23 protein-coding genes and 1 tRNA gene are annotated in these 24060 nt (G+C 36.7%); 14 read left to right on the top strand and 10 right to left on the bottom strand.

The features are described 5' to 3' along the window. Positions 1 to 96 precede the first annotated feature (96 nt). Positions 97 to 774 (top strand): single-stranded DNA-binding protein, encoded by a 678-nt coding sequence (locus tag AC27GZ_RS03655; RefSeq protein ID WP_487093515.1) that lies wholly within the window; start codon positions 97 to 99, stop codon positions 772 to 774. Positions 775 to 916: 142 nt separating this feature from the next. Next, positions 917 to 3115, top strand: coding sequence for an SHOCT domain-containing protein (locus AC27GZ_RS03650; RefSeq protein WP_487093514.1), 2199 nt, complete (start codon positions 917 to 919; stop codon positions 3113 to 3115). A 58-nt stretch (positions 3116 to 3173) separates the two neighbouring features. Here AC27GZ_RS03650 and AC27GZ_RS03645 read toward each other — a convergent pair whose 3' ends face one another. Genes AC27GZ_RS03645 through ccoG form a run of 3 tightly spaced genes read right to left on the bottom strand, consistent with a single transcriptional unit; the run spans position 3174 to position 6307 of the window. Continuing rightward, entirely contained in the window at positions 3174 to 3821 is a 648-nt protein-coding gene (locus AC27GZ_RS03645; protein WP_487093513.1) for a thiol:disulfide interchange protein DsbA/DsbL, read from the bottom strand. A 31-nt stretch (positions 3822 to 3852) separates the two neighbouring features. Beyond that, positions 3853 to 4842: a serine/threonine protein kinase gene (locus tag AC27GZ_RS03640; protein WP_487093512.1), complete on the bottom strand. Its 990-nt coding sequence runs from the start codon at positions 4840 to 4842 to the stop codon at positions 3853 to 3855. A gap of 25 nt (positions 4843 to 4867) precedes the next feature. Continuing rightward, a complete protein-coding gene (ccoG, locus tag AC27GZ_RS03635; protein ID WP_487093511.1) occupies positions 4868 to 6307 on the bottom strand; it encodes a cytochrome c oxidase accessory protein CcoG in 1440 nt (479 codons plus the stop codon). A 108-nt stretch (positions 6308 to 6415) separates the two neighbouring features. Here ccoG and AC27GZ_RS03630 point away from each other — a divergent pair, with 108 nt between their 5' ends. Continuing rightward, positions 6416 to 6772, top strand: coding sequence for a hypothetical protein (locus AC27GZ_RS03630; RefSeq protein WP_487093510.1), 357 nt, complete (start codon positions 6416 to 6418; stop codon positions 6770 to 6772). Here AC27GZ_RS03630 and AC27GZ_RS03625 read toward each other — a convergent pair. From AC27GZ_RS03625 to AC27GZ_RS03615, 3 genes are all read right to left on the bottom strand, one after another. After that, on the bottom strand, positions 6769 to 8163 hold the full coding sequence (locus AC27GZ_RS03625) for a formimidoylglutamate deiminase (protein WP_487093509.1): 1395 nt from the start codon (positions 8161 to 8163) through the stop codon (positions 6769 to 6771). The two genes, AC27GZ_RS03630 and AC27GZ_RS03625, sit on opposite strands and share 4 nt — an antisense overlap. A 20-nt stretch (positions 8164 to 8183) precedes the next feature. Next, positions 8184 to 8972, bottom strand: a complete 789-nt coding sequence (gene hutG, locus AC27GZ_RS03620; protein WP_487093508.1) for an N-formylglutamate deformylase — start codon at positions 8970 to 8972, stop codon at positions 8184 to 8186. 389 nt (positions 8973 to 9361) lie between these two features. Beyond that, positions 9362 to 10015 carry a peroxiredoxin-like family protein gene (locus AC27GZ_RS03615; protein ID WP_487093507.1) on the bottom strand — a complete coding sequence of 218 codons (654 nt, stop codon included), beginning with the start codon at positions 10013 to 10015 and terminating at the stop codon, positions 9362 to 9364. 209 nt (positions 10016 to 10224) lie between these two features. On the opposite strand from AC27GZ_RS03615, the gene AC27GZ_RS03610 reads away from it, so the two are divergent. The 8 genes from AC27GZ_RS03610 (at position 10225) to hemN (ending at position 16177) form a co-directional block, all read left to right on the top strand. Continuing rightward, a complete protein-coding gene (locus AC27GZ_RS03610; RefSeq protein WP_487093506.1) occupies positions 10225 to 10962 on the top strand; it encodes a glutathione peroxidase in 738 nt (245 codons plus the stop codon). A 130-nt stretch (positions 10963 to 11092) separates the two neighbouring features. Next, complete coding sequence (locus AC27GZ_RS03605; protein ID WP_487093505.1) at positions 11093 to 11332, top strand: VF530 family protein; 240 nt, start codon at positions 11093 to 11095, stop codon at positions 11330 to 11332. Between the two features lie 102 nt (positions 11333 to 11434). After that, positions 11435 to 12295, top strand: coding sequence for a formyltetrahydrofolate deformylase (purU, locus tag AC27GZ_RS03600; protein WP_487093503.1), 861 nt, complete (start codon positions 11435 to 11437; stop codon positions 12293 to 12295). Positions 12296 to 12598: 303 nt separating this feature from the next. Next, positions 12599 to 13129, top strand: coding sequence for a VOC family protein (locus tag AC27GZ_RS03595; RefSeq protein WP_487093502.1), 531 nt, complete (start codon positions 12599 to 12601; stop codon positions 13127 to 13129). Positions 13130 to 13220: 91 nt separating this feature from the next. Then, entirely contained in the window at positions 13221 to 13820 is a 600-nt protein-coding gene (gene yihI, locus AC27GZ_RS03590) for a Der GTPase-activating protein YihI (protein WP_487093501.1), read from the top strand. Between the two features lie 9 nt (positions 13821 to 13829). Next, positions 13830 to 14324 carry a DUF2489 domain-containing protein gene (locus AC27GZ_RS03585; RefSeq protein WP_487093500.1) on the top strand — a complete coding sequence of 165 codons (495 nt, stop codon included), beginning with the start codon at positions 13830 to 13832 and terminating at the stop codon, positions 14322 to 14324. Between the two features lie 54 nt (positions 14325 to 14378). After that, on the top strand, positions 14379 to 14690 hold the full coding sequence (locus AC27GZ_RS03580) for a TraR/DksA family transcriptional regulator (RefSeq protein ID WP_487093499.1): 312 nt from the start codon (positions 14379 to 14381) through the stop codon (positions 14688 to 14690). 116 nt (positions 14691 to 14806) lie between these two features. Then, on the top strand, positions 14807 to 16177 hold the full coding sequence (gene hemN, locus AC27GZ_RS03575; RefSeq protein WP_487093498.1) for an oxygen-independent coproporphyrinogen III oxidase: 1371 nt from the start codon (positions 14807 to 14809) through the stop codon (positions 16175 to 16177). Between the two features lie 60 nt (positions 16178 to 16237). Here hemN and AC27GZ_RS03570 read toward each other — a convergent pair whose 3' ends face one another. Together AC27GZ_RS03570 and prsT are read right to left on the bottom strand one after the other, a co-directional pair. Continuing rightward, positions 16238 to 16771: a DUF1285 domain-containing protein gene (locus tag AC27GZ_RS03570; RefSeq protein ID WP_487093497.1), complete on the bottom strand. Its 534-nt coding sequence runs from the start codon at positions 16769 to 16771 to the stop codon at positions 16238 to 16240. A gap of 78 nt (positions 16772 to 16849) precedes the next feature. Further along, positions 16850 to 19624, bottom strand: coding sequence for an XrtA/PEP-CTERM system TPR-repeat protein PrsT (gene prsT, locus AC27GZ_RS03565; protein WP_487093496.1), 2775 nt, complete (start codon positions 19622 to 19624; stop codon positions 16850 to 16852). A gap of 259 nt (positions 19625 to 19883) precedes the next feature. Between prsT and AC27GZ_RS03560 the strand changes: the two genes are divergently transcribed. The 3 genes from AC27GZ_RS03560 to AC27GZ_RS03550 all read left to right on the top strand — a co-directional run bounded on the left by AC27GZ_RS03560 (position 19884) and on the right by AC27GZ_RS03550 (position 21611). Continuing rightward, entirely contained in the window at positions 19884 to 20588 is a 705-nt protein-coding gene (locus AC27GZ_RS03560) for a PEP-CTERM sorting domain-containing protein (protein ID WP_487093495.1), read from the top strand. A 245-nt stretch (positions 20589 to 20833) separates the two neighbouring features. Further along, positions 20834 to 20909 (top strand) — tRNA-His (locus AC27GZ_RS03555). Between the two features lie 153 nt (positions 20910 to 21062). Then, positions 21063 to 21611: a hypothetical protein gene (locus AC27GZ_RS03550; protein WP_487093494.1), complete on the top strand. Its 549-nt coding sequence runs from the start codon at positions 21063 to 21065 to the stop codon at positions 21609 to 21611. Positions 21612 to 21745: 134 nt separating this feature from the next. Here the strand turns inward: AC27GZ_RS03550 and AC27GZ_RS03545 are convergent, their stop codons facing one another. Further along, positions 21746 to 22759, bottom strand: a complete 1014-nt coding sequence (locus tag AC27GZ_RS03545; RefSeq protein WP_487093493.1) for a LacI family DNA-binding transcriptional regulator — start codon at positions 22757 to 22759, stop codon at positions 21746 to 21748. Next, positions 22756 to 23793, bottom strand: a complete 1038-nt coding sequence (locus AC27GZ_RS03540; RefSeq protein WP_487093492.1) for a LacI family DNA-binding transcriptional regulator — start codon at positions 23791 to 23793, stop codon at positions 22756 to 22758. The genes AC27GZ_RS03545 and AC27GZ_RS03540 overlap by 4 nt, the downstream gene beginning before the upstream one ends. Positions 23794 to 24060 lie beyond the last annotated feature (267 nt).

The raw sequence follows: 24060 nt of genomic DNA, 5'->3' as shown, positions 1-24060 counted from the left end.
ATCCCAAAAACCTCCTAAAAGCTTCAAGGGTATATTGCTGCTATTAGTATATATTTTATATGATTGTTTTTTAGAATTTTATTTAAGAGTTAAGTTATGCAACAAATAAGTCAGCCAGTGCAATCGCCACAATTATGTACGGTCACTCTGTTAGGTAACTTAGTTGCTAAGCCAGACATTCGATATCGAGCTAATCCAGTATCCGCCATAACGGAGATTGTTTTGGCAACAACAAGCAAATGGCTAGATAAAAAAAGTAACCAATATAAAGAATGGACAAGTTTTCATCATATCAAAGTGGAAGGTGAACTTGTTGAACAGGCCCTGATACATGCTGATAAAGGGGATGTTATTTTAGTGCAAGGTTTTTTAAGTCATATTAAACCAAGTAATAGCACTGAAAATGAGCACCCAGCTATTGTTCATGCTAATTTTATTCAAAAGTACCCTAAAGGTTATACGCAAAGTATTAATCAAATTTGTTGTAGTGGTTTGATAGTGTCAGCACCAAAATTAATTACAACAGCAAATAATAAGCACATGGCGCAGGTGAATATCACCATTAATCAACGGGTATTTGTGGCAGAAAAGCAGCATTGGCAAACTGTTTTATTAGAGCGTGAGTTACATGTGTGGGGAAAGCAGGCTAATATTTTACTAGAAAAGGGAGTCGTAGGTGATAATATCGTTGTAGAAGGGAAACTGAGTTATATGGCTACAGCGGCTAAAACACAATTTATAGAAGGTAATACTCTTCACTTGCTAAAAAGTTAGTGGTTTTGCATGCTTTTTTTATATTCATGCGCTTCAGGTTAGTGCGATAAGGTATTTAAAGCCGCTTGAGTATATTTGTAAATAAAGTATTATTTAGTTTATAAACTAAGGTGTTAGACATATTTCATGGACAAAATATCTTGTGATAACAACTATTATTAATCAACACTATCAGAAACGACAAAAACGCTCACTATTTATATATTGGTTAGTGGTGATGTTGATGCTCCCTTCAGCTTACCTAATTGCCGATAGCAACAGTTATAACTTGGCTGAAATTTCTCAGTTAGATCATCATGAAATTAACAATAAAAACTGGCAGCAAATCATTGCTAACCCAAGTAATAAAGAGCAATTTTTTATTATTAATGATGCAGGGCAGTTTTTTTTACTGGATGACACTATTTCAGCGACACCATTATTAGACTTACCCGAAGTCTTGTTTAAGGGAGAGCAACAAGGTAAGCCTCCAACAATTACGTTAACCACAATCGCATTACACCCTAACTTCTCTTTGCGTGATCAAGATGGATACGCTACTTTTTATACCGCTCATATAGAAGCGATTAATAAAAAAAGTCGCACTAAACGCATACAAGAGCGCGCTCCTGAGCTCTCACTTGAATTTGATGCCGTTATTACAGAGTGGCAATTTAATTCAGTAAACCACAGGAAAATAGACCCTAGCAGCAAACGAGAGGTGTTACGAATAGGGGTGCCAGATGAAAGCTTTGCGATAACTCAAATGTCATTTAATCCAGCGATTAAGTCGTGGAATGATGATTTTGGTTTGCTTTATATTAGTATGCCCGGCGATAAAAAGTGGCAAAAATCGCTATATTCTGGCGTTGTTTTACGTATTAATCCGGCCAAATTTGGTTTACGTAGCTATACAATACCTAGCAGCAATCCTTTCTTGAAAGACAGTCAAATTAAAGATGATATCTATGTGCTAGGTGGACAAGAAATTCATCAATTTATTTGGCCTGATAAAAACAGTGAACAGTTATTATTAGTTCATCAATATAACCAAAAAGAGCAACTCTCTTTAACTGAAGGTAAAGATGATTGGCGTTCAAAAGCACCTAAAAAGGTACTCCACCAAAGTGATACCGTTATAAATGATGTGTTAATGTATCGAGGTCGTAATCTGCCTTATTTGAGAAATAAGTTATTATTATTGCAGCAAAAAGAAAGTAGCTGGCAATTAGCTTCTCTGGTCTTTAACCGTTCTGTTTCAGCAAAAAATAGTGAAGTGAGTACGCCACAAGTGGAGTGGCAATTTTCAAATCAACTAACTACTCATAGTGATCCTAGTTTGATAACAAGTTTATCTGGAGAAGTGTTAATACTAGATAAAGATAAAAACCTTTTTTATCAATTATCGCAAGATAATTCAGGCGCTTTAAGTGGTGAACCTGCGCAGGAATCGACTTCTTCTAGCGGTAGTTTTTTAATGCTATTTATTTTTGCGTTGATTGCCGGTGCTTTTTATATTTTGATGAAACGCAATAAGTTTTCCGCTAAAGCATTGGTTAGGCAACAATATGCTCACATAGAAGTGAGTCAATCAAAACAACAAATAGGTTTATATCACCGACATGCTACCAGCGCTGAAACTGTGCTAGATATGGTAGATATAGTGAGTAGTGAAGTACAGTTAAATGATAATACTATTAGTGTAATTAATGACACCTATGGGCATGGCTTTAATAATGATAAAGAACAAGACTTGCGAACTATATTTACCAAAGAGCAAGTTGATAAAATGGTTGATGGTAAAATTAGACAAGTTAGCCTGAAGTTAACGGTGAAGCAAAAGCAAAGTTATATTATTTGTTTATATATGCGAAAAGGCAGTAACCGAATTACGAAGAAAAGTTACTTTAAAGTGGTTGATGACTTACTTGATTGGTGTTGGTTGGTGAGTCAGCACATTAATCCAACACAAACGGGTGAAAGAAAAGAAAAGCCAGTTGTTTCCCCCACAACTGATGAAAAACAAAGGCTTGAAAAAGATAATAATGTCACGCCACTACATAACCAAGCGGCAGCAATACGCCCTGCGGTTCAGAAAAAATCAGTGGCGGAGCCAGAGCTTGAAGAAATAAATACTGCAGCTGAAAAGGCCTCTGAGGATGACTCTGTTAAGGTTAATCCACCAAAAGCTGATAGTGATAGTACTATTGATAATAACGCAAGTGATAAAAGCACGATTGATACTGAATTGGTAAATGCGTTAGAAAAACTTGTTAGTTTGAAACAACAGGGTTTTTTAACTACAGATGAGTTTGTACAAGCAAAAGCTAAACTATTGAAGAGTTTATTTAATAAGTCATAATTCTAAAATAAAAAAAACCGTCAGATGAACGACGGTTTTTTATAAGTTAGCAATCTTATTATTTTAACGTTAATAAATACGCGACTAAATTTTGATAGTCTTGCTCGAAGTTTTTGCCGTCCAATGCCTGATTGTTAATACGATATTTACCATTGATAATAACAGTAGGAACACCAGTTAAAGCTCTTTTCTTGCTCATAGTATCTTGGTGCTTTTTCATTGACTTAGCTTGGCTTTTTACACTAAAGCTTTTCATTAACTTATCAAACTTTTCACCATCGGCGCCATTTAAAACAAAAATATTACGAATGTCTTTTTCTGAAGTGATAACCGCACGCTGAACGTGAATATAATTAAATACAGCACCAATCAGCTTTTTGTCCATACCTAATTGCTCTGCAACGACCACTGATTTCGATAACATTCCTTGTATTTTAGGTGATGCGGCACGAAGAAAATCAACATGATTACGTTTGAAGCTAACACCTTCTGGTAAACTTGTTTTTAACGTTTCCATAAAAGGTTCAAAACGAAAACAGTGACCGCAGTAAAAAGAGAAGTATTCACGTACTTCTGGCTTACTTGATACGTTTTCACTCACTTTGGTGTAATGCGTTCCTTCGGTATAGCTTGCAGCATAAGCGCTAGCGGAAAATGCCGTTAAAAGCATAAATAACACCATAAAGTGCTGTTGTATTTTTCTCATTATATTTTCCTATATTCACTTGGGTAGTAGGTTAAACCGGTAATAAACTTAACGGTGGTTGCTGTAAGGCCGACATTTGTTCTTTAAGTGTCAGTATTTGCTGTTCCCAGTATTTTTCCGTATTGAACCACGGAAAGTTTTGTGGGAATGCTGGATCTTGCCAGCGCTTACTTAACCAAGCCATGTAGTTGACTACGCGCATGGTTCTTAGTGATTCTATCAAATTAAGTTGACTTGGTTCAAATGAAAAGAACTCTTCATAACCCATTAGTAGGGTGTCAATTTGTAACAATTGTTGTTGCCTGTCGCCTGAGAGCATCATCCATAAATCTTGAATGGCAGGACCAGAGCGACAATCGTCAAGGTCAACAAAATGAGGCCCTTCGTCGCGCCATAATATGTTACCTGCATGGCAATCGCCGTGTAGTCTAATTTGCTGTTGAGCTTTGTTGTTCGTATTGTACTGTTGCTCGGCAACTTCAATCACTTGCTCTAAAATAGTAAAAAAAGCTTTATTTAGTGTTGGCGGTACAAAATTACTGTCGGCTATGGTTTCTTGCGCTTGATAGAGAAATTCATTCACATTGAAACTAGGTCTATGTTGAAACGACTTTGTTGCTGATACGGCATGAATTCTACCAATAAAACGGCCCATCCACTCTAGTTGATCTAAGTTGTCTACTTCAAATATACGACCACCTCGACAAGGGAATACAGCAAAATGATAGCCTTCATGTTCGAATAAGCTTTGCCCATCTTTTTTTAATGGCGCAACAATAGGCAACTCTTGTTCGTCTAGTTCAAAGGAAAAGTCATGTTCTTCGTGAATTTGAGCCAATTGCCAGCGTTGTGGTCTATAAAACTTAGTCACATATTTAGTGAGACTTTCATCATGAAATTGATAAACACGATTCTCATAACTGTTAAGTGGTAATAGGCCACTGTCTACAATAAAACCTGCACTCTCCAAACCGTCGATTATAGTGTCGGGTGAGAGTGCGTTAAAATCAAAATTAGCCATTAATAGTTACTTTTTATTGTATTCATTAGCGTTTATTGAAGAATCGACTTTCTTGCTCAATTTTCACATCCGCCTCTGGTGATATTTGCTCAACACTAAAGGTGATGTCGGTCATATAACCCTTAAGCTCGTATGGATCGACAGAAATGCTGATGGGTAAAGTATACACTGTTGCGGCTTTGACTAATATCTCTTGCTTGCCGTGCCATTGCGTATTTTCAATCCCTTTAACCCCTATTTTATAGGTGTTATCTGTTTGGGACATGTTCAATATTTTTAAGGTGTAAACATTTTCAATTTCACCATTAAAATTTTCTTTGGCTAACTCGGTTCTGTCTCGAATAATATCTAATGATAATGGCACACGATTAACAATTTCTAATATAAGCATGGTGCTCATAATAAGTAAAACCACGGCATAGCCAATTAATTTTGAGCGAACTAAGTGGACTTTTTTACCCTCAAGTTCGTGCTCTGTGGTATAGCGAATTAAACCTTGTTCATACTTCATTTTAGTCATAACGCCTGAGCAGGCATCTACGCAGGAGCCACAATTAATACACTCATATTGCAAGCCGTTACGAATATCGATACCTGTTGGGCAGACTTCAACGCATAAGTTGCAATCGATACAGTCGCCTAAATTTAACGCTTTTGGGTCTTGCTTTCTTCCTCGAGCACCTCGGTTTTCACCTCGAGTAGCATCGTAGGCAACGGTTAACGTATCCTTATCAAACATAGCTGATTGGAATCGTGCATAAGGACACATGTGTAAACAAACGGTTTCACGCATCCAGCCGGCATTGCCATAGGTGGCAAAAGTAAAGAAAGCCAAAACTATTGCCATTGTAACGCTTGTGTCTAGGGTGATGACATTAATAAATAATTCATTCATCGGTGAAAAATAACCAGCAAAGGTCATTGCGGTGAAGAGAGAGAATAACAACCAACTCATGTGCTTTAAGGTTTTTTTCCACAACTTGTTAGCATTCATTTTTTGTTGATCTAATTTTCTACGTTGGTTGGCCGTACCTTCAATTTTTTCTTCAAACCAAATGAAAATAAATGTCCATACAGTTTGAGGGCACATGTAACCACACCAAACACGGCCTAAAAATGTAGTAACAAAAAACAGCAAAAAAGCACCGAAGATAAAAAACCAAGCCAGTAACGTTAAGTCTTGTGGCCATAAGGTTAAGCTCCACAGGGTAAAGCGTTGTTCAGTGATATCAAATAAAACTGCTTGGTGGCCTTCGTATTGTAACCAGGGTAATAGTGCGAAAAAGGCAAAATAAACTAAATTCATGCGCTGTCTGAGTTTTTGGAAAAAACCAGAGTTTTTCCGGACATATATTTGATCGCCTGGTTTATAGCGCTCATTCTTGTTTTTAGCGGGATGAATTTTTACATTTTTTACGGGAATTTTGCTTTTTTGTGCTACAGGTGCTTTTTCATCGACTTTCACGAGAAATCCTTAGAAGACAAAATATCTAATTAGTATACGAAAATGGTTTATGCTATTGTCTTTAGCAAAGAATAACATAGATTAGCGCATACTAATATACGGCATAATATGAAAAATTTATTGATCTTAATCGTGGCTATAGCACTATTTTTACACTTTTACCCTCAACCTGAAGTCACTAAGTTTTATGAAGAACAAAAAGAAGCGGCGTTGGATGCTTTTAGTGAGTTCAGTGATACTAAAGTTAGATTAAAGGCAGAGAAAATATTTATCGATTTAGAATCGAAATTAGATAGTTTCTCTGCTGAGGAAGTGGAGTATTTAAAAGAGATCTCTTCTTCAAGATCTAATGTTAAAGAGTTTTATCTAAGTTATTGCAATAGTAATGAAAATAGCATTATTTTTCATCCTGATAACGAAAATGCTGTTTGTGAGACTATTCGTCAATATCAAAGTATGCTTTAGCTCGACAGTGCTGCCAATAACTGTGCAAAATTATTGGCACTCTCATGCTCTAGTGCATGTTTACCCTCTTGAACCACCCAAACACCATTAACCATAACATCTTTGATGGTATTTGCTCTGCTAGCAAAGATAAGACTATCAAGTAAATATTGGTTATTATTTGCGTATAGACTCATCGACTTGTTATCAAGTACTAATAAATCAGCTTGCTTGCCAATAGCTAAACTTCCTGTATTGGAATTTGTACTTTGTGCGCCTCCTAGCGCTGCTTTTTGCCATAGGTTCTGTCCAACCGATTGTGTTTGAGGTGAAGCAAGTACCGCCCTTTGTTGACGACTTAATCGCTGCGTGTATTCTAACCAACGTAACTCTTCAATTGGGTTAATTGAAATATGGCTGTCTGAGCCGATAGCTATTGTCCCATTTGATGCTAAAAACTCTGTGGTTGGAAAAATACCATCACCTAAGTTTGCTTCGGTGGTTGGGCATATGCCCGCAATGGCTTCACTATCCACAATGCCTTGTAACTCTTGTTGGTCAATGTGAGTTGCGTGAATTAAACACCAATGTTTATCTAGTTTGATGTTATCTAAAAGCCATTGTACTGGACGTTTGTTATAGTGCTCTAGGCAATCATCTACTTCTTTCTGTTGCTCACTTATATGAATATGCACAGGTGCATTTTTGTCTAATGCACGCACATGAGTGACGGCTTGCTCTATCGAGGTTTTATCGACGGCACGAAGAGAATGGGGTGCGATACCTACATTGGTATTGGCAAAGTCTTTTGATAACTTGAAACAGTCACTGACTAATTGATTAAATTGTGCTGTGGAGTTAATAAAGCGTTTTTGCCCTTCATTAGCTGCTTGTTGGCCAAACCCAGCATATTGATACAAAACAGGCAGCATAGTTAAACCGATACCAGCTTCTTTGGCAGCAGAAAAAACAGCATGTGCCATGGTAGCTAAACCTTCATTATTAGCCGTTGTTGGCGAATTTTGAGTATAGTTTGAACCATCAATATCATGGTGTAAATAATGAAATTCAGCTACACGGGTGTAACCCATTTTGAGCATTTCTATGTAAAGTTGTTTGGCAATAACTTGTGCATCGGCACTGGTTAATTTAGCTAAGAATTGATACATAACTTTTCGCCATGTCCAAAAGCTATCTTGTCCTTCGCTGCTTTGTTCACTAAAACCGGCAAATGCACGTTGAAAAGCGTGAGAATGGCAATTAACCATACCTGGTATTACCGTACCAGAAATAATCTCAGCATCATTATCTTTACCTGCGTTAATAGCGGTAATGATGCCAGATTCAATAGTAATAGTTTGATTCGTTGCCCAGCCATCACTTAGCAATATGTTGTTAATATAATATTTCATGATATTTACTTATTTTTGCCTTATGTTGTTTGGGTGAATTCAATTAAGCATTGCACAAATTTTTTAAGGTAGGGTTTTACTTTTTCAGCTTCTTGCTTGTTGTAATGGTGACTTGGTTCATCCATATAGGTGCTTTGTGATAACTCAAGTTGTATAGCATGTATATCATTCTCAGGGTCGCCATAGGCACGAGTGATATAGCCTCCCTTAAATCGACCATCGAAAACACTTGTATATGGTGTTAAGTCGATCTTAGCTATATTTTCTAGTAACTGTTCATCACAACTGCTAGCACTAGCACTGCCAAAATTAAAATCGGGCAATTTACCACTAAAAAAACGAGGTACTTGTGACAGTATAGAATGAGCATCTAGTAGCACGGCTTTACCATATTGACGTTTGAGTTGTTGTAATGTTGTTGCTATCGCTTGGTGGTATGGCTGCCAATAGTCTTCAATTCTCCCTTGAATTTCTTCTTTTGAAGGCTGCTGCCCAGGGCGATAAAGGGGCGATGAATTAAAAGCCGTTGTTGGGCAAAGCTCGGTATTATCGGCACCAGCATATAATGATTCGCCGTGTGGGTTTCTATTCAGATCAATAACGTATCTGCTGTATTTTGGCGTTAATATATAGGCTCCAAGCTCACTGGCAAAATCATACAGTTGATCCATATACCAGTCAGTGTCAGCGATAGTTAAGGCGTAATCTGTCATGGTGTTAGCAATATTTTTAGGGATATGCTGACCATTATGAGGCATGCTGATCAGCAAACCTATATTTCCTGTAGATAAGTGGTAACTCGAGTCCATCGGTAGCTCTTTATTGATTAAATTAAATAATGAAACTCAACTTGATACTTTAATTGTATATACAAGTTGAGTGTTTAATTTATCACGCCAAGCTAGCGTTTAGCAAATTTTTGAGCTGTTAATACCAAGTTGATTAAGTTCTTTCCCACTCAGCGAGAATTAAAAGGCTTAGAGGCAAGGCATTGATTGAAGAGAATGGTTATTCCCTTGTCAAAATCAATAACGCAGCATGTAAGCCTTTTAAACTCGCCCTTTGGGAGCTTGCTCGATGCCCACTAACTTCGTTAAATTTATTTGATTTAGAATGACTAAATCTAAACAAATTTGCCTTGTTATTGAACATCGAGCATGGCTCTGAGTAGGGAAGAAATTTAATCAAATTGGTATAACTATTTAACTAATTGAGCTGCAGTTAATAAAATATCTTCATGTAAACGCACTTTATAGTTAGGATTCACATAGTTAAATTGAACAAGACCTTTACTATCAATTACATAAACTGCAGGCACTGGCATTACAAGTCGCTTTTCTCCAGCTGCATTTGCTTGAAGTGCGTTTTGTAATTTAAATCTGGCAAGATACCTATCAGTAACCGATTGGCTAGTAAAAAAGGCTAAACCAAACGCTTGACTTGTTTTTGAATTATAGTCGGAAAGTAGTTGATAGCTTAATTCTTGCTTAGCGATACTTTTTTTCAAATCTGCGACACTGTCAGTTGAAATACCGATTAATTGAAAACCTAAGTCTTTTAATTTTGGTTCAATTTTCTTTAGTTGCCCCATTTGTGTGTTACAGAATGGACACCAGCCGCCACGGTAAAAAAATAAAATAGTTTTTTTATTATTTAATACTTCTGATAAGGGTAATTTTTTCCCTGAGGTTGTGGTTACTTCAACTGCGGGAATATTTTGCCCATTCATTAATGGTGTTACTTGCTCAGCGGACTCAGCAATAGCTTTTGTCATAAAAGCTTTATTATTTGCAAGTGCTTGTGAGCTGGTGAATAAAACTATGAGTGTCAGTAATAATTTTCTAGTAAGCATGGATTTATGGTTTCCTTGATAAATAAAATTAAGAATATAACGAATAAATAGAAAAGACCTGATTTGGCTAAAATAATTTCAAAAAGAAATTAATTAAGTAAATTCAGATTTTTTTAGTGTAATGATGAGGTTAATCGTTTACTAATATATAGTGCTAATATTATTACTATATATTTTGACTCAACAACTGTTTATTTTAAGGATTTGCTATGTCTATAACATTTAAAAATAAAGAAGGTCAAAAAGTACCGTCGGTTACTTTTCCTATGCGTGTTAATGATGAGTGGAGTAAGCGTGACAGCCAAGAAATCTTTTCAGGAAAAACAGTAATAGTTTTTTCTTTACCCGGCGCCTTTACGCCAACGTGCTCATCATCACATTTACCTCGATACGACGAGTTAGCAGGTAAGTTTGCTGAAAATGGGGTAGATGAAATTATTTGTATGTCAGTGAATGATACTTTCGTGATGAATGCTTGGTCAGCGGATCAAGGTACTGAGAATGTGAGCTTTATTCCAGATGGTAATGGTGAATTTACCGACGCTATGGGGCTGTTAGTTGAAAAGCTTGATCTAGGTTTTGGTAAGCGAAGCTGGCGTTATTCTATGCTAGTAAAAGATGGCATAATTGACAAAATGTTCATTGAGCCTGATCTGCCGGGTGACCCTTTTGAAGTGTCTGATGCAGATACTATGCTGTCTTATATTAATCCTGATGCAGTTCAAAAAACTAAAGTGTCGATTTTTACCAAGACAGGCTGTCCACACTGCGCACGCGCAAAAGCATTATTGGCTAAGCAAGGCTTGCAGTACGAAGAGTTAACGCTTGGCGATGAAATTACGTTGACAGCTATGAGGTCAATTACTAGTGCTGATACCGTTCCGCAAGTGTTTATTGATGGCAAACATATTGGTACTGCAGATGATTTAGAAAAGTATTTTGCTTAGTAAATATTAGATGACATGAACCATTAATGCTTTTAATGGTTTTTAATTTATGGCACTCACCTTTTATTTTTGAAGGTGCAGTGCCATTTTGGTTATAATTAGGCTATATTTTTTTCACCGAAATTAGCTGATGGACAACCAACCTTACAATCCCCTGCATGGTATTACCTTAAAAACCATAGTAACTGAGTTAGAAGCATACTTTGGTTTTGAAGCGCTAAGTCAGCAAATTAATATTAATTGCTTCAAAAAAGACCCTAGCATTAATTCAAGTCTAAAATTTCTCAGGAAAACACCTTGGGCAAGAGAAAAAGTTGAGCAGTTTTATATCAAAAATAAACATCGTATTGCTACCGCTGCAAAAGAGTAAGTACAAAAATAACTGTTATATAGCCATAAAAGCTATTAAAACACTGGCATTAAAAGGAAATATCGCCAATGATGATGTTTCAAATTTATCGGAACGTAATAAATGACTACACCTAACCACTATATCCTTACTTGGCAATGTCCTGACAATACTGGCGTATTAGCCAAAGTGTCACAAAGTTTATTTGAGCATGGCGCTTTTATCACTGAAACTTCACAATATAGTGATCCTTATACTGAAACTTTCTTTTCACGTATCGCCTTTGATGACAGGAACTTAACGGTATCAGCGAATGAGTTTATTGAAGCATTAGATGAACTAGCAGCACCCTTGCATATGGAGTATCAACTACGTAATAAAGAAGATGTGCCTAATGTGGTGGTGGCGGTATCTAAAGATGATCATTGCTTAGTGTCTTTACTGACAAAATGGAAGTCAGGCGTATTACCTATAAATATTGTTGCTGTCATTTCAAATCATCAAGACTGTCAATCTTTAGCTGATTGGCATGGCGTACCATTTCACCATTTACCGATAACGGCAGAAACCAAAAGCCAGCAAGAAGCACAAATTATCGCATTAATGGACGAGGTTGATGCTGACTTATTAGTACTTGCCCGTTATATGCAAATATTGTCAGATGATTTATGTAAGCAGTTGTCAGGCCGTGCTATAAACATTCACCATTCATTTTTACCAAGCTTTAAGGGCGCACGCCCTTACCATCAGGCACATGCGCGAGGTGTAAAAGTTATTGGTGCGACGGCACACTATGTAACGGCTGATCTTGATGAAGGACCTATTATTGTTCAAGAAGTAAAGCCCATCAATCATACTTTTACTATCGAACAAATGGTGCATATGGGGCATGATTTAGAAGCTACTGCATTAAGCCACGCAGTACGTTTTCATGCCGAGCAGCGCGTATGTTTAAATGGCGATAAAACCGTTATTCTTGCCTAACTAACGTCACAATCATTTAAAGTAGCCGCACTATTGTTATAGCAATTGTTAATCGGTAGGTGGCTACTTTTTCAATACTCCTTCTTATTTTAACGCTAGTTTCTTAGGATATAGTTAGTATCTCATTTAGGGTCTTAGCTAGGGCTTTGTCCTCGAATGATTTTCCTGTATAAATTTCTATACAATCTAGCGTAGTGAATTGCTGACGTTAATTTTGAGGTTAAATGCGCTTAAAATTAGTGAACTGTGCCAAAGTACGAGTAATATTAATGCATATCTCCCTAAGCACAGAGTTACTTGAGTATGATAAATATTGAGAAAATTCACCATGTTGCCTATCGCTGTATTGACGCCAAAGAAACTGCCGATTGGTATCAAGATAAACTCAACATGGCTTTAGTTTTAGCGATTGCTGAAAATGAAGTACCTTCGACAAAAGCGCCAGATCCTTACATGCATATTTTTCTCGATGCTGGTAATGAAAATGTGTTGGCGTTTTTTGAAATTCCAAACTCTCCGGCAATGGGGCGTGATGAAAACACACCCGCGTGGGTTCAGCACTTAGCCTTGCGCGTTGAAAGTGTTGCAGCATTAGTGTCAGCTAAAGCAACATTAGAAAGCAAAGGTGTAGAAGTATTAGGGCCGGTTAATCATGGTGTCTTTAAGTCTATCTATTTCTTTGATCCAAACGGACATCGTTTAGAACTTGCTGCAAATACAGGTACGGCTGAGCAGTATAAGCAATTAAATGACGTTGCTCAGGCGATGATTGAAGAGTGGTCTGAAACTAAACGCGCACCCCGTCATGCCGCTTGGCTACATGAGCAAGCTTAAAACCTTTCAGAACAAACAGAGAAACTTTCGTTACTTTTTGGTGATTAATGGCGTAAAATAGCGGTATTAATCGCCAAAAAGTATCAAACTCATGTCTCGCACTAAAAAATCTAGAAAACCGGCCTCGGCACCTAAAGCAAAGCCAAAACTTAGCAAAGAAGCGCTTGCGAATGTTGAAAAGCGTGTCCGTAAGAAAACAGGAAAAAAACCGGGTAATCGTCAACAGGAAGCATTCGTCAGTAAATCGGAAAACAGCAGCCATCAACAGAAAAAAGATCCACGTATTGGCAGTAAAAAGCCAATCGCACTCGGTGGTGCTAGTACCGCAGACAATCAAAATACAGCTAACAAAAGTGCCAAACCAAAACAAAGTAAAACTACTGAACAGGCAGCTATTGCAGCTATTCGTTACGCCGAGCCTGAACATGATTTTGCTCAAGAGCTTGCTGATATTGAAGCGGATGAAAAGTTACAGGCTATTATGGCTAAACAAGATGAAGAAGTGGCCTTATCAGAGGAAGAGGTTGATTACTTTAATAGCATGATGGAACGTCATCAAATCTTAAGTGAAAAATTAGGTTTAGAGGACGATGAAGAGGAAGATAACTTAGCTGCTACAACCAAAAGTTCAGAAGATGATTTATGGGATAAACTCGATAATGCGAGTGATGATTTATCTCAATTTGAGTAGGATAGGGTAATGAGTAATTCTTGGCTTTTCGCCATACTAGTCGCGGTGGTTATTATTGCTGCACTTGCTTTTTATGCAGGCAGTTTATTACGTCAACTTTCTCAGCAAAAACAAGCACAACAGCAAGCTGAATTGGCGCATAAGCAAGCGCTAGAACGCCATGATCATAAAGTATTAGCCAGCGTGTTATTAATAACACGGGCGATGAAAGAAGAACAATGTGAATATGGTGAAGGCTGCTGGCGTTTATCGGTTTTGTTAAGCTCTCTTAAAACCATGAGCGAATTAGAACAGCAATTTCCTGCTATATTTAAGTTATACGATGAAATAAGACATTTAACGATTCTTGATGAGCGTAAAAAATTGTCAAAACAGCAGCGTATGAAAGAAGATTACCAACGTTTAACTGCTGAATCACAACTGCGTGAAGAAATAGTCAAAGATCTTGATCTACTTCAACAATATACTACCGAAAGAATGAGTATACTGAGTACATCTTCTTAGCTCACCTTGACGATTATGTCCTCAAGGTGGCAACCTGCTTTTGAGGTAATAACTATGACTGAGCAACTAAAATTAAAATTTACCCAACGTATTGTTGAGCTGCAAAACCGCATTAGTTCTATCCACAAAGATTTTGCAAACGGTCGTGATGCCGACTGGGCAGAGCAAGCGGGTGAGCGTGAAAACGATGAAGTGCTCAATGCGCTTGAATCAGAAGCAAAAATTGAAATTCAACATTTGTCTAATGCCCTGACACGCATGGAAAATGGTAATTACGGCATATGCCAAACTTGCGGTGAAGAAATTAGCCATCAACGGTTAGAAGTACAACCAGCTGCTGAAAAATGCATTGAATGTGCTGATTAGTCTTAGCCACTAGAAAATTAATTACTGAATAAACTAACCGAGCTTGAGTTTGATCAATATCCATAAAAGATAATTGTGTATAATTATCGGTAATTATTAAATTAATGGTAAACATCATGCAAGTTAGTCAGTTTTTTGATCCTCAATTACTCAGTAAATATAATACTAGTGGCCCAAGGTATACTTCGTACCCAACGGCATTAGAGTTTCATGACGACTTTAAACATCATGATTTTATACAGGCGGTAGAAAAGTCACCTAATCGTGAATTGTCTTTATATGTACATATTCCTTTTTGTCATACCCTTTGCTATTACTGCGGTTGTAATAAAGTTATCACCCGCCATCGCCATAAAGCCGATATTTACCTCGATTATTTAGCACAAGAAATCTCTTTGCAAGCACCGCATTTTAGCGACTATAAAGTAAAGCAATTACATTGGGGCGGCGGCACACCCAGCTTTTTAACGCACAAGCAAATCACTACCTTAGTCGGCTTATTAAAAGAGAAGTTTGATTTTGCTGATGATTTAGAAATGAGTATTGAAATAGATCCTCGTGAAATTGAAATGGATTTAGCTGAGCACTTATATTCTTTAGGCTTTAATCGTTTAAGCCTTGGCGTACAAGATTTAGATTTGAAAGTTCAAGAAGCGATTAACCGTGTACAATCAACTCAATTTATCGGCGATTTTATTGGTCATGCTAAAGAAGTTGGTTTTCAATCCATTAATATTGATTTGATTTATGGGTTGCCGCATCAAACCACAGAAACTTTTACTAAAACCTTAGATAAAGCTCATGAGTGGGATGTTGATCGTATTTCATTATTTAGCTACGCACATTTACCAAGCCGCTTTGCCGCGCAACGTAAGCTACGTGACGAGTGGCTCCCAGATGTTAAACAAAAATTTGCCTTGATGAAGTTAGCCATAGAAACCTTATGTGGCTATGGTTACGACTTTATTGGTATGGATCATTTTGCCAAGCCAAATGATGAGCTTTCTATCGCGCAAGGCAATGGCAGCTTACATCGAAACTTTCAAGGCTACACCACCAAAGGTGGCTGTGATCTATTAGGTTTAGGGGTTTCTTCTATAAGTGCCATAGGCAATAGTTTTAGCCAAAACATTAAAGAATTGAGAGAGTATTATCAGGCTATAGATAGTCAGCAACATGCGCAAGAACGTGGCGTAAGTTTAACATCAGACGATGTGATTCGTGGTGAAGTTATCCGTGAGTTAATGTGCAATTTGTATTTAGATAAAACTAAAATTAATGACAAATATAATATCGACTTTGATGAATACTTCAGTGAAGATTTACCGTTACTCGATACCTTTATTGAAGATGGTCTAGTTGTTAATAGCTCAGATAGTATTCAGGTAGATCAAAAAGCACGTTTGTTAATTCGTATTATTTGTATGAGCTTTGATGCTTATATGAAAAAACATATTAATCAGCAGCGCTTTTCACGGGTGATTTAACTTCGCCTTTTGTTCTAAAGTAGCTCTATTATTTATTGGTATGCAATTAACTTATCAGGGTTAATCGATGACGCCTAAACTGAAATTACAACCTGCGCTGGAGAATATTAATTCAGTGCCTAGTTGGGTTTTGACTTCTTTAGCAAGATCAACCCACTGATAATAAACATTTCGATGTACCTTCGCGCATAAATTACGACGAACTGTCACATACAAGTTTCCTTGCTCGTTAATGTGTAGAGCATGATCAGCATCCAAAATAAATTCATCATCTAAATTAGTACAAACCACTAAAGTGTTGTTTTTATCTTGATGCCAATGCCATTGAGTAAGCACTAAAGGTGCGTCTTCTACGGTGATTTTTATTTTTTCCACAGGGGTTACTAGAAAATATTCATCCGCTTCTTTTTTTAATACAGAGGCGAGCAACTTCACTAAAGACAAACGTTTAAATGGGGTGCCCTGATAAAACCAGTCACCATTGGCTTTGATCTGTAAGTCCATTTCACCACAATAAGGCGGATCCCACAGCTCTACCGGCGGGATTTTATTGCCTTGCTGTTTTATTTGCGTGGATATTTTATCTAAAGACACAATAACACCTTAAGATTCTTGATAAGTGGTAAAAATAACCGAGACGGAATTTTGGGAGACTTAACTCGTATAACCACCTTACTTCAGCCATTGATCAAGAAGTGCACTAGCTTCTTCTTTCTGTGCAAAATTAGAGTTGACCACATCAACCATTAATTTGATTGCCTCTTTATCTCTATTAAGTGCTTTTAATGTTAACGATAAATGATATTTCACCGTTGAATTTGAATTATTGATGGCCAATGCTTTTCTAAAAAGAGGTAAGGCCTTGTTAAATTCTTTAGTATGGTAATAAATCCACCCTAAGGTATCTAATGAGTCTGGTTGATTATCAATAAGCTCTAATGACTTGTTAACAAGAGTTTTCGCCCGATCGTATTCCGATAAGTTTAAAGCGATATAACTGGCGTTATTTAACAATGCAGGATGATTAGGGGTTAGTGTAATTAATGTTTGATATATCTCATCAGCTTTTGCCCAGTGTGATTGCTCCACATAGATCTCAGCTAGTGCTGAATTTAATAATAAACTTTTGGGTTTATTCTTTATTGCTTTTTTTAAAGTGGTTATAGCATTGTTGGTTCGTTTGGTTGCTCTATAGACTATGCTTAAACCAACGATACTACTGTCGTTTGTTTCTATTTTAATGCGCTTTTTATAATACTTTTCAGCCAAACTATAGTCTTTGTTACGTAAATAAACATTAGCCAGTATTTCTATAAGTTGTGCAGATAGCTCATGATTAACTTCAAAAGCTTTAATCAGCTTTATCGCGCTATCAATTTCATTTTCTGCATTATATAGCCCAGCTAATCCGATAATTACATTTTCGTTGTTTTCATCCCAAGCCATTGCTTTTTTGTAGGCCGATATTGCTTCAGGTATATTGGAAAACTTTTGATAAACATGAGCTATCGATAAATATATTTTGCCTTTATCCCCTCCTTGTTTTATCGCGGTTTTATAGGCATCAACAGCAGAAGATAAATCTGAATTCTGGGAATGTAAGTTTGCCAATAATAAATAAAGCTCAACTGTTTTAGTATGATTTATCAAATAAGTATTTAATGTTTCTATAGCAGTAAGTATTTGATTATTAATTACATAGCTTATGATTAAATTTTTTAATACCGTTTCGTTATCATTATTTTCCTTAAACCTTTCTTCCAAAATAGCAACACTAGCAGCTGAATTATCTGTCCTATTATATATTGTCGTTAACGTAGTAATTAAATAGATATTATTTTCAGATATCATCAAGGCTTTTTTTAGACGATTAATAGCCGTTTCTACTTGCCCATTTTCAAATTCTATGTTGGCTAAACTAACAATAGATTTTGCATGGTTTGGCTCCAATTCTAGTGCCAAATGAAATTGTTGTTTAGCCTTTTCGATATCGCCAGATATTTGATAAATATAACCAAGGTGATGTTGTATATTGGCATCCGTTTTTATATTTTCAGCTAAGCTTTTAGCGACAATAATACCTTTATCCATTTCTCCTGATCTGATGTATGACTCCACCAACAATAAACCAACTACTGTAGGATCATAGTCTGAAGCAGAAGCGGTTAACAAATGTTCAATTGCTTTTTCGGGGTTACCCTTTGCTAAATAGCTTTTTGCAAGTTGAGTATCTGCTATGGGTAAATCGGGTTTGAGTTTTTTTACTTGTTCTAGATGAAAGTGGGCTTTGTCATACTGCTGTAATTTTAAGTAGGTCATGCCAAGCATTGATAAAATTTTGGGGTTATCTGGCTCCAAAAAATTTGCTCGGCTTAATAGCACTTTCGCTTGCAGTGGTTTTTCTTCTACTAATTCAATAGTGGCAGCCAAGGTTAACGCATTAATATTATTATTATCTATAAATAAATAGGAATCTATATACTGCCTTGCAGCTTCATAATTTTGTTGATGGAATAAAATAATGCTGGCGAGATAATAATAAGAAGGGTTAGATCTGAGTACCTCTTCACTTAAATGATCTAAAACGTCAGTTACTTTTTTGATTGAACTTTCAAGTTCGGTATCGTTATTCTTTCTAACTTGAACCATTGCTTTAAGAAATTCAGCTTTAGGTTCGTTTGGAATTTGTTCTAACACCTTATCAGCATACTGTTCTGCTAAATCATATTGTTGCAGTTCTATATTAATAGTACTGGCGAAGATTAAGGATTGAATATTATTTTTATCTATTAATAAAGCTTTATTAACCGCATTAAGTGCAAGCTCGTTATTTCCTAAGCTTTGCTGAATACTCGACTTTAAATTCCAAGCCTTTATTGGCGGTATATACCCAGCTAATACCTCATCGACAAGCTGGTCTGCTTCACGATACTTGAAATAATTTACCAATATTTGCACTAGACCTAATTTTGCATAGATATTATTTTCATCAAAATCCAACGCTGTTCGATAATTCTTTTGTGATAGTTCTAACTGTCGCAACCCTAAATGAGCATCTCCTCGAAGTACATATATTTGAGCGGCTAACTTATTGTCATCTGTATGTTCAGGAAGGTAGGCTAACGTTTTATTATACATGCCTTGCATAATGTAAGATTCAGCAAATAATAGCTGTAATTGTTTTTTATTGGCTCCTAAAGAGGCGGCTTTGGTTAATGCTACTTCTGCCATGGATGCACTGCCATTAGCGAGTAAAATTTCGGCCATCAGGATGTGTGAAGCTAAATGCTCCGGTGATATCTTCAGAATGTTTCTTACATGAATTAGTGCTTCGTTATAATTGTTGTTATTCAATGCACTACGAGATAATTCATATAGCTCATCTTCTTGTGAAGCTTTTATTGAAAAGGAGGTAGCAATTAAAAATAATAAGAAATAAGCTCTCAAATATCTATCCAACATTAACTATTCAGTGTAGAGGAAATGATTATGTCAAAATTATTCGTATAAAGATAATTTTGCGTCAATCATGATTATTTACTGTCCAAAAATTTTACACATCTTACTTTTATTTATGCAAAAACTTTTGACTTTACATTTAATTTCTAAAATAACAATAGCTTAAAATCAAGGCTTAGTTTTTGCTTTATAATTAGGATTAAACATACTATAAGTATAGTTAAACGATATTATTTGGGTGATGATAATGTTTTTATTTAGAAATATTAAAAAAACAGCAATATTTGGACTGGCTCTTATTAGTAGTAGTAGCTTTTTTGCTAATGCATCATTAACTTCAGTAGGTGATTTGATTCAAGTTTCTGTATTAATTACTGAAGATAATAATGATTGCAGTGGCTATTTTGGTACATTCGATAATTGTGAAATAACACATGTACCCTCTGGTGGTACAGAGTCTTTTGCCAAAGTAATGAGTAAGTTTGAAGACAATGGAAGTATAGAGTTAGCAGGGCCTTCTCTAGCCTCTGATTGGAATTTTTATGTTACAAATGATGCTACACCTGGTACAAATGGTACTGGAACCTGGAATTATACGGGAACAACATATCCAGGCGTTTCTTTTTGGGTCGCAAAAGCTTCTAATGATTTTATATTAAATTGGATGATTGCTGATAACACAGATAATAGAAACACCTGCACATCATCGGGTGAATTTTCTGTTAATTGTTTAAGTTTGGCCGTTAGCGTAACAACGGGTACATGGACTACACCTTTAACGGTTAATGGTAATAATCAAGGCTCACCAAGAGCTTTATCCCACATAACCTTTTACGGAAATGAATGTAGAGAGAATTGTGATTCTACTAAAATTCCGGAGCCGTCAACTATTTCATTATTTGCTTTAGCTATAATGGGGATTTTAGTTCGACGTAAACAATTCAATTCATAATTTAGTTGTTATTTTAAGATGTAGTTCATAAACAATCCTTGAACTACATTTTTAAAGTCTACTTATCTTCTAAAGATATACTCTTACATAATTAAATGAAGAGTTAACCGAAACTGGTTCGCAAAAACAGTAGATAGGTACAACATATAAATTTAAGCAAAAGATGAAGTTTTTCTTGTCATTCTAGGCTCAAATGCAATATACTCACCGCGCCTTATAAACAGGCGTCCTAAGTATACTCAGTGGTGGCTATAGCTCAGTTGGTAGAGCCCCGGATTGTGATTCCGGTTGTCGTGGGTTCAAGTCCCATTAGCCACCCCATTTTTCTTCATTTTTATTTTCTCCCCTTTAAAATCAACTCCCTAGGTAAGTTAATAGCTTTGCTATAAAGCACAAGGTGTTCTACCTTTATAAATCATTCAGCTGATTTCTTGTATTTATGTTGGTGAGCCATTGTTTTTAGGGGAATACCACATGAGTTTGTTCGATTGGGTTTGTAATTTATTGTTAGGGCCTAGCACGCAAGTAAAATGTAACGGCAAGCGTCTTGATGGTGTAGAGGTGCCTTGTGTTGAGGAGGAAGCTGAAGGCTCGTCACTTTCAGACGATCATCAGTTGAAAAGCGAGCAACGAGAAGCCGAGATAAAACACCAACACCTACACCTACATCAACGAAGTGTCATTTTGGAGAAAATCAAAAAACAATATCAACTAGCGGATAGTCCATTTGCAATAAGCTTGCATGACGTACTCACCGATATTGTGATGAAACAACAGTCTTTAAATGAAGATAACACCACTGCGGTAAGTAACGCCTTATATTTAATTGTAGATAAACGGTTTTGTCAGCGCCAAGTCGTAAGTAATACAGAAGATTATCTCAACAGTTTAATTCGTGATGTTGGCGAGGCAGAAAGAGAATTTAACGAAGTGTGTTACTCGAATGCTTATGCCAGCGATGTGTTTTCAACGATCAAATATAGTCTTATCGGTATGAAAGTGTCGCAATTAAATGATAGTTAAGATTACTATCAGTTAGTTGGGCATAGGTTAGATAGCTATTTAGGTGATTTGATTATAATTGTATGTTGCTAGCTAGCAGGAGTTTTGCTGATCAATTTGCTCTTTTTGATGATTGCTGCGGAGAATATTAGCAGTTACTGTTTTTTCACACACTGTACGGATTGATTTTTAACTAATGTTGGCTGAAATTTATTTTCAGCTACCTCGATAAATGCTTGCGGTTTTTTCGCTAATAACAATGCTAACTCTGTTGCTCTTGTGGCGATATTCGCTACAGGTGAATTAATCGTGGCGAAGGTTGGGCGGCAAATTTTACTATAGAGAGAGCCGTTAAAACCAATAATCGAAATATCCTCAGGTATCTGCATACCTTGCTCTTGTAAAAAGGTTATTGCGCCATAGGCTGTAGCATCATTGAGACAGATAATCGCTGTAAATTCTTGGCCAGAGGCCAATAAATTATATGCCGCCGCTTTGCCACCTTCAAAAGAGCCATCACTTAGTTCTACCATACTTGGCGAGAGCATGATATTCGCGGCAGATAAGCTATCTAGCGCTCCCTTAATTCGTTGACAAGAATTTAAACGTGAGGGGGGCAAATCAATGATGGCAATTTTTTCATGCTGATGTTGCAACAAATAATTTGCCATCATGGTACCTGCGAAGTAGTCATCTAGCCAAACGCAGCGCTCTGCAATTTCGGGTATATAACGATCTATTAAGGTTAAGCCAGGTACTTTCTTTGCATAGTAAATTAGTTGATCGTCACTAATGGTTGGGCTAAATAAAACAATGGATTGATATCTGTGCTCAACGAGTGTTGCTAATGCTGCCAGCTCTTTATCGCGATCAAACGACGATGAACTTAATACCAGCTGCACATCATGGGCTAAGGCGACCTTTTCAATCCCTTGCACCATACAAGCAAAGTAGGGCGTGATCAGATCCGGTAAAATCACCCCAATAGCTGATTTAGCAACATACTTAATGGAGCGGGCATTAGTATTGGGAAAGTAGCTCATATCCAGCATAATTTGCTGAATTTTCTTTCGTTTCTCAGTACTTACCCCGGATTTATTATTGATCACTCTTGAGACTAAAGCGGTGGATACTCCCGCGGCTAAGGCGATATCTTTTATGGTTGTCATAGTGTTTTAATGTGATTAGTTATTTTTGCTGGCGTTGAGGTGCTATCCCGCTTTACGAGTATCGCGGGGTACTTATAACCACGGTTTGGATTAGCAAAATAATGTTGATCTTTACTAAACGACAAGGCTAATAAAGTGGCTTTTTCGGCCATAATCGCAATCGGATATTTTATTGTGGTGAGTTTAGGTGAAGAAAACTGGGCAAAATGTAAATCATCAAAACCTATCACTGATATCGCTTCAGGCACAAGATAACCTAATTCATTAAGCTTGGCGATAGCCCCAATGGCGATTTGATCATTAAAACAAAATAGTCCAGTACAGGCTATTTTTCGACTCACTAACTCGGTGATAGCTTTTTGGCCACCGTCAAAATCATTGTCTGTGGTGATGATGTTTTCTGTTGCTAACGAAACATCCTTTTCCAATAAAAACTGTTGTATACCCGCAAGACGTTTTGCTTCATTGTCTGATTCTTTGCTACTGGCTAGCATGGCAAAATTTCGATGACCTAAGTCAAATAGATGTTTTGCCATTAAATATCCACCGGCATGGTTATCAAACCAAACACAGTGTGAGCTAATCTCTGGAATATGGCGATTAAGTAAAATTAAGCCTTTAACTGCATAGGTTAATTCGATGAGCTTTTCATTTGAAAGTGATCGGCTGTGAACAATGATGGTACTACAACGCTCTGCCCGTAACCGATTGATAGCTTCTAACTCTTTCTCCCCATTTTGTGAGCCGGTATTGATTAACACCTTAAACCCCAAATCACTCGCTGTTTGTTCTATGGTATGTGCAATAACGGCGAAAAATGGATCGGATAAATAGGGAAGTACAACACCTATTGTTTGCGATGCGTTAGTGACCAGATCGCGGGCGTTTGCATTCAGCACAAAACCAAGTTGGTTGACCGCTATTTCCACTTGTTTTTTAGTAGCAATAGCGACCTTATCAGGTGTGTTTAATGCTCTTGAAACTGTTGCAACAGAAACATTAGCCAGATTGGCAACATCTTTTATGGTTGGCATGAATAAAAATTCAGATCACTTAATAGGAGCAATTATTCTATGTGAAAAATCAAAAATAGCAAAAGACTATATCTCGTTACCCAATTTCATTGGCAAATAAAATGCCCTTTTCCCTGTTAGAACAACACAGTAACCCTTGTTTATTATAGTACTGCAATTATGTAAACCGTTTACATCTGTATTGTGATTACATCTTGTGGTGTTGTTATTTTTAAAGTGGCATTTCTAAAATGGTATTAATGCCCAATTAAAGGTCTTGTTTCAGTT

Source organism: Colwellia sp. SU-HH00943 (assembly GCF_057546125.1).
This window is presented reverse-complemented; position numbering and strand designations above follow the sequence as displayed.

Coding starts and splice junctions, on each gene's coding strand:
- AC27GZ_RS03580 (WP_487093499.1), top strand. CDS start 14,379: ATGACTGAGCAACTAAAATTAAAATTTACCCAACGTATTGTTGAGCTG.
- yihI (WP_487093501.1), top strand. CDS start 13,221: ATGTCTCGCACTAAAAAATCTAGAAAACCGGCCTCGGCACCTAAAGCA.
- hutG (WP_487093508.1), bottom strand. CDS start 8,972: ATGGACTCGAGTTACCACTTATCTACAGGAAATATAGGTTTGCTGATC.
- AC27GZ_RS03610 (WP_487093506.1), top strand. CDS start 10,225: ATGTCTATAACATTTAAAAATAAAGAAGGTCAAAAAGTACCGTCGGTT.
- purU (WP_487093503.1), top strand. CDS start 11,435: ATGACTACACCTAACCACTATATCCTTACTTGGCAATGTCCTGACAAT.
- AC27GZ_RS03585 (WP_487093500.1), top strand. CDS start 13,830: ATGAGTAATTCTTGGCTTTTCGCCATACTAGTCGCGGTGGTTATTATT.
- AC27GZ_RS03655 (WP_487093515.1), top strand. CDS start 97: ATGCAACAAATAAGTCAGCCAGTGCAATCGCCACAATTATGTACGGTC.
- AC27GZ_RS03625 (WP_487093509.1), bottom strand. CDS start 8,163: ATGAAATATTATATTAACAACATATTGCTAAGTGATGGCTGGGCAACG.
- AC27GZ_RS03560 (WP_487093495.1), top strand. CDS start 19,884: ATGTTTTTATTTAGAAATATTAAAAAAACAGCAATATTTGGACTGGCT.
- AC27GZ_RS03630 (WP_487093510.1), top strand. CDS start 6,416: ATGAAAAATTTATTGATCTTAATCGTGGCTATAGCACTATTTTTACAC.
- AC27GZ_RS03545 (WP_487093493.1), bottom strand. CDS start 22,759: ATGACAACCATAAAAGATATCGCCTTAGCCGCGGGAGTATCCACCGCT.
- AC27GZ_RS03540 (WP_487093492.1), bottom strand. CDS start 23,793: ATGCCAACCATAAAAGATGTTGCCAATCTGGCTAATGTTTCTGTTGCA.
- AC27GZ_RS03595 (WP_487093502.1), top strand. CDS start 12,599: ATGATAAATATTGAGAAAATTCACCATGTTGCCTATCGCTGTATTGAC.
- hemN (WP_487093498.1), top strand. CDS start 14,807: ATGCAAGTTAGTCAGTTTTTTGATCCTCAATTACTCAGTAAATATAAT.
- AC27GZ_RS03640 (WP_487093512.1), bottom strand. CDS start 4,842: ATGGCTAATTTTGATTTTAACGCACTCTCACCCGACACTATAATCGAC.
- AC27GZ_RS03605 (WP_487093505.1), top strand. CDS start 11,093: ATGGACAACCAACCTTACAATCCCCTGCATGGTATTACCTTAAAAACC.
- AC27GZ_RS03645 (WP_487093513.1), bottom strand. CDS start 3,821: ATGAGAAAAATACAACAGCACTTTATGGTGTTATTTATGCTTTTAACG.
- AC27GZ_RS03550 (WP_487093494.1), top strand. CDS start 21,063: ATGAGTTTGTTCGATTGGGTTTGTAATTTATTGTTAGGGCCTAGCACG.
- AC27GZ_RS03615 (WP_487093507.1), bottom strand. CDS start 10,015: ATGCTTACTAGAAAATTATTACTGACACTCATAGTTTTATTCACCAGC.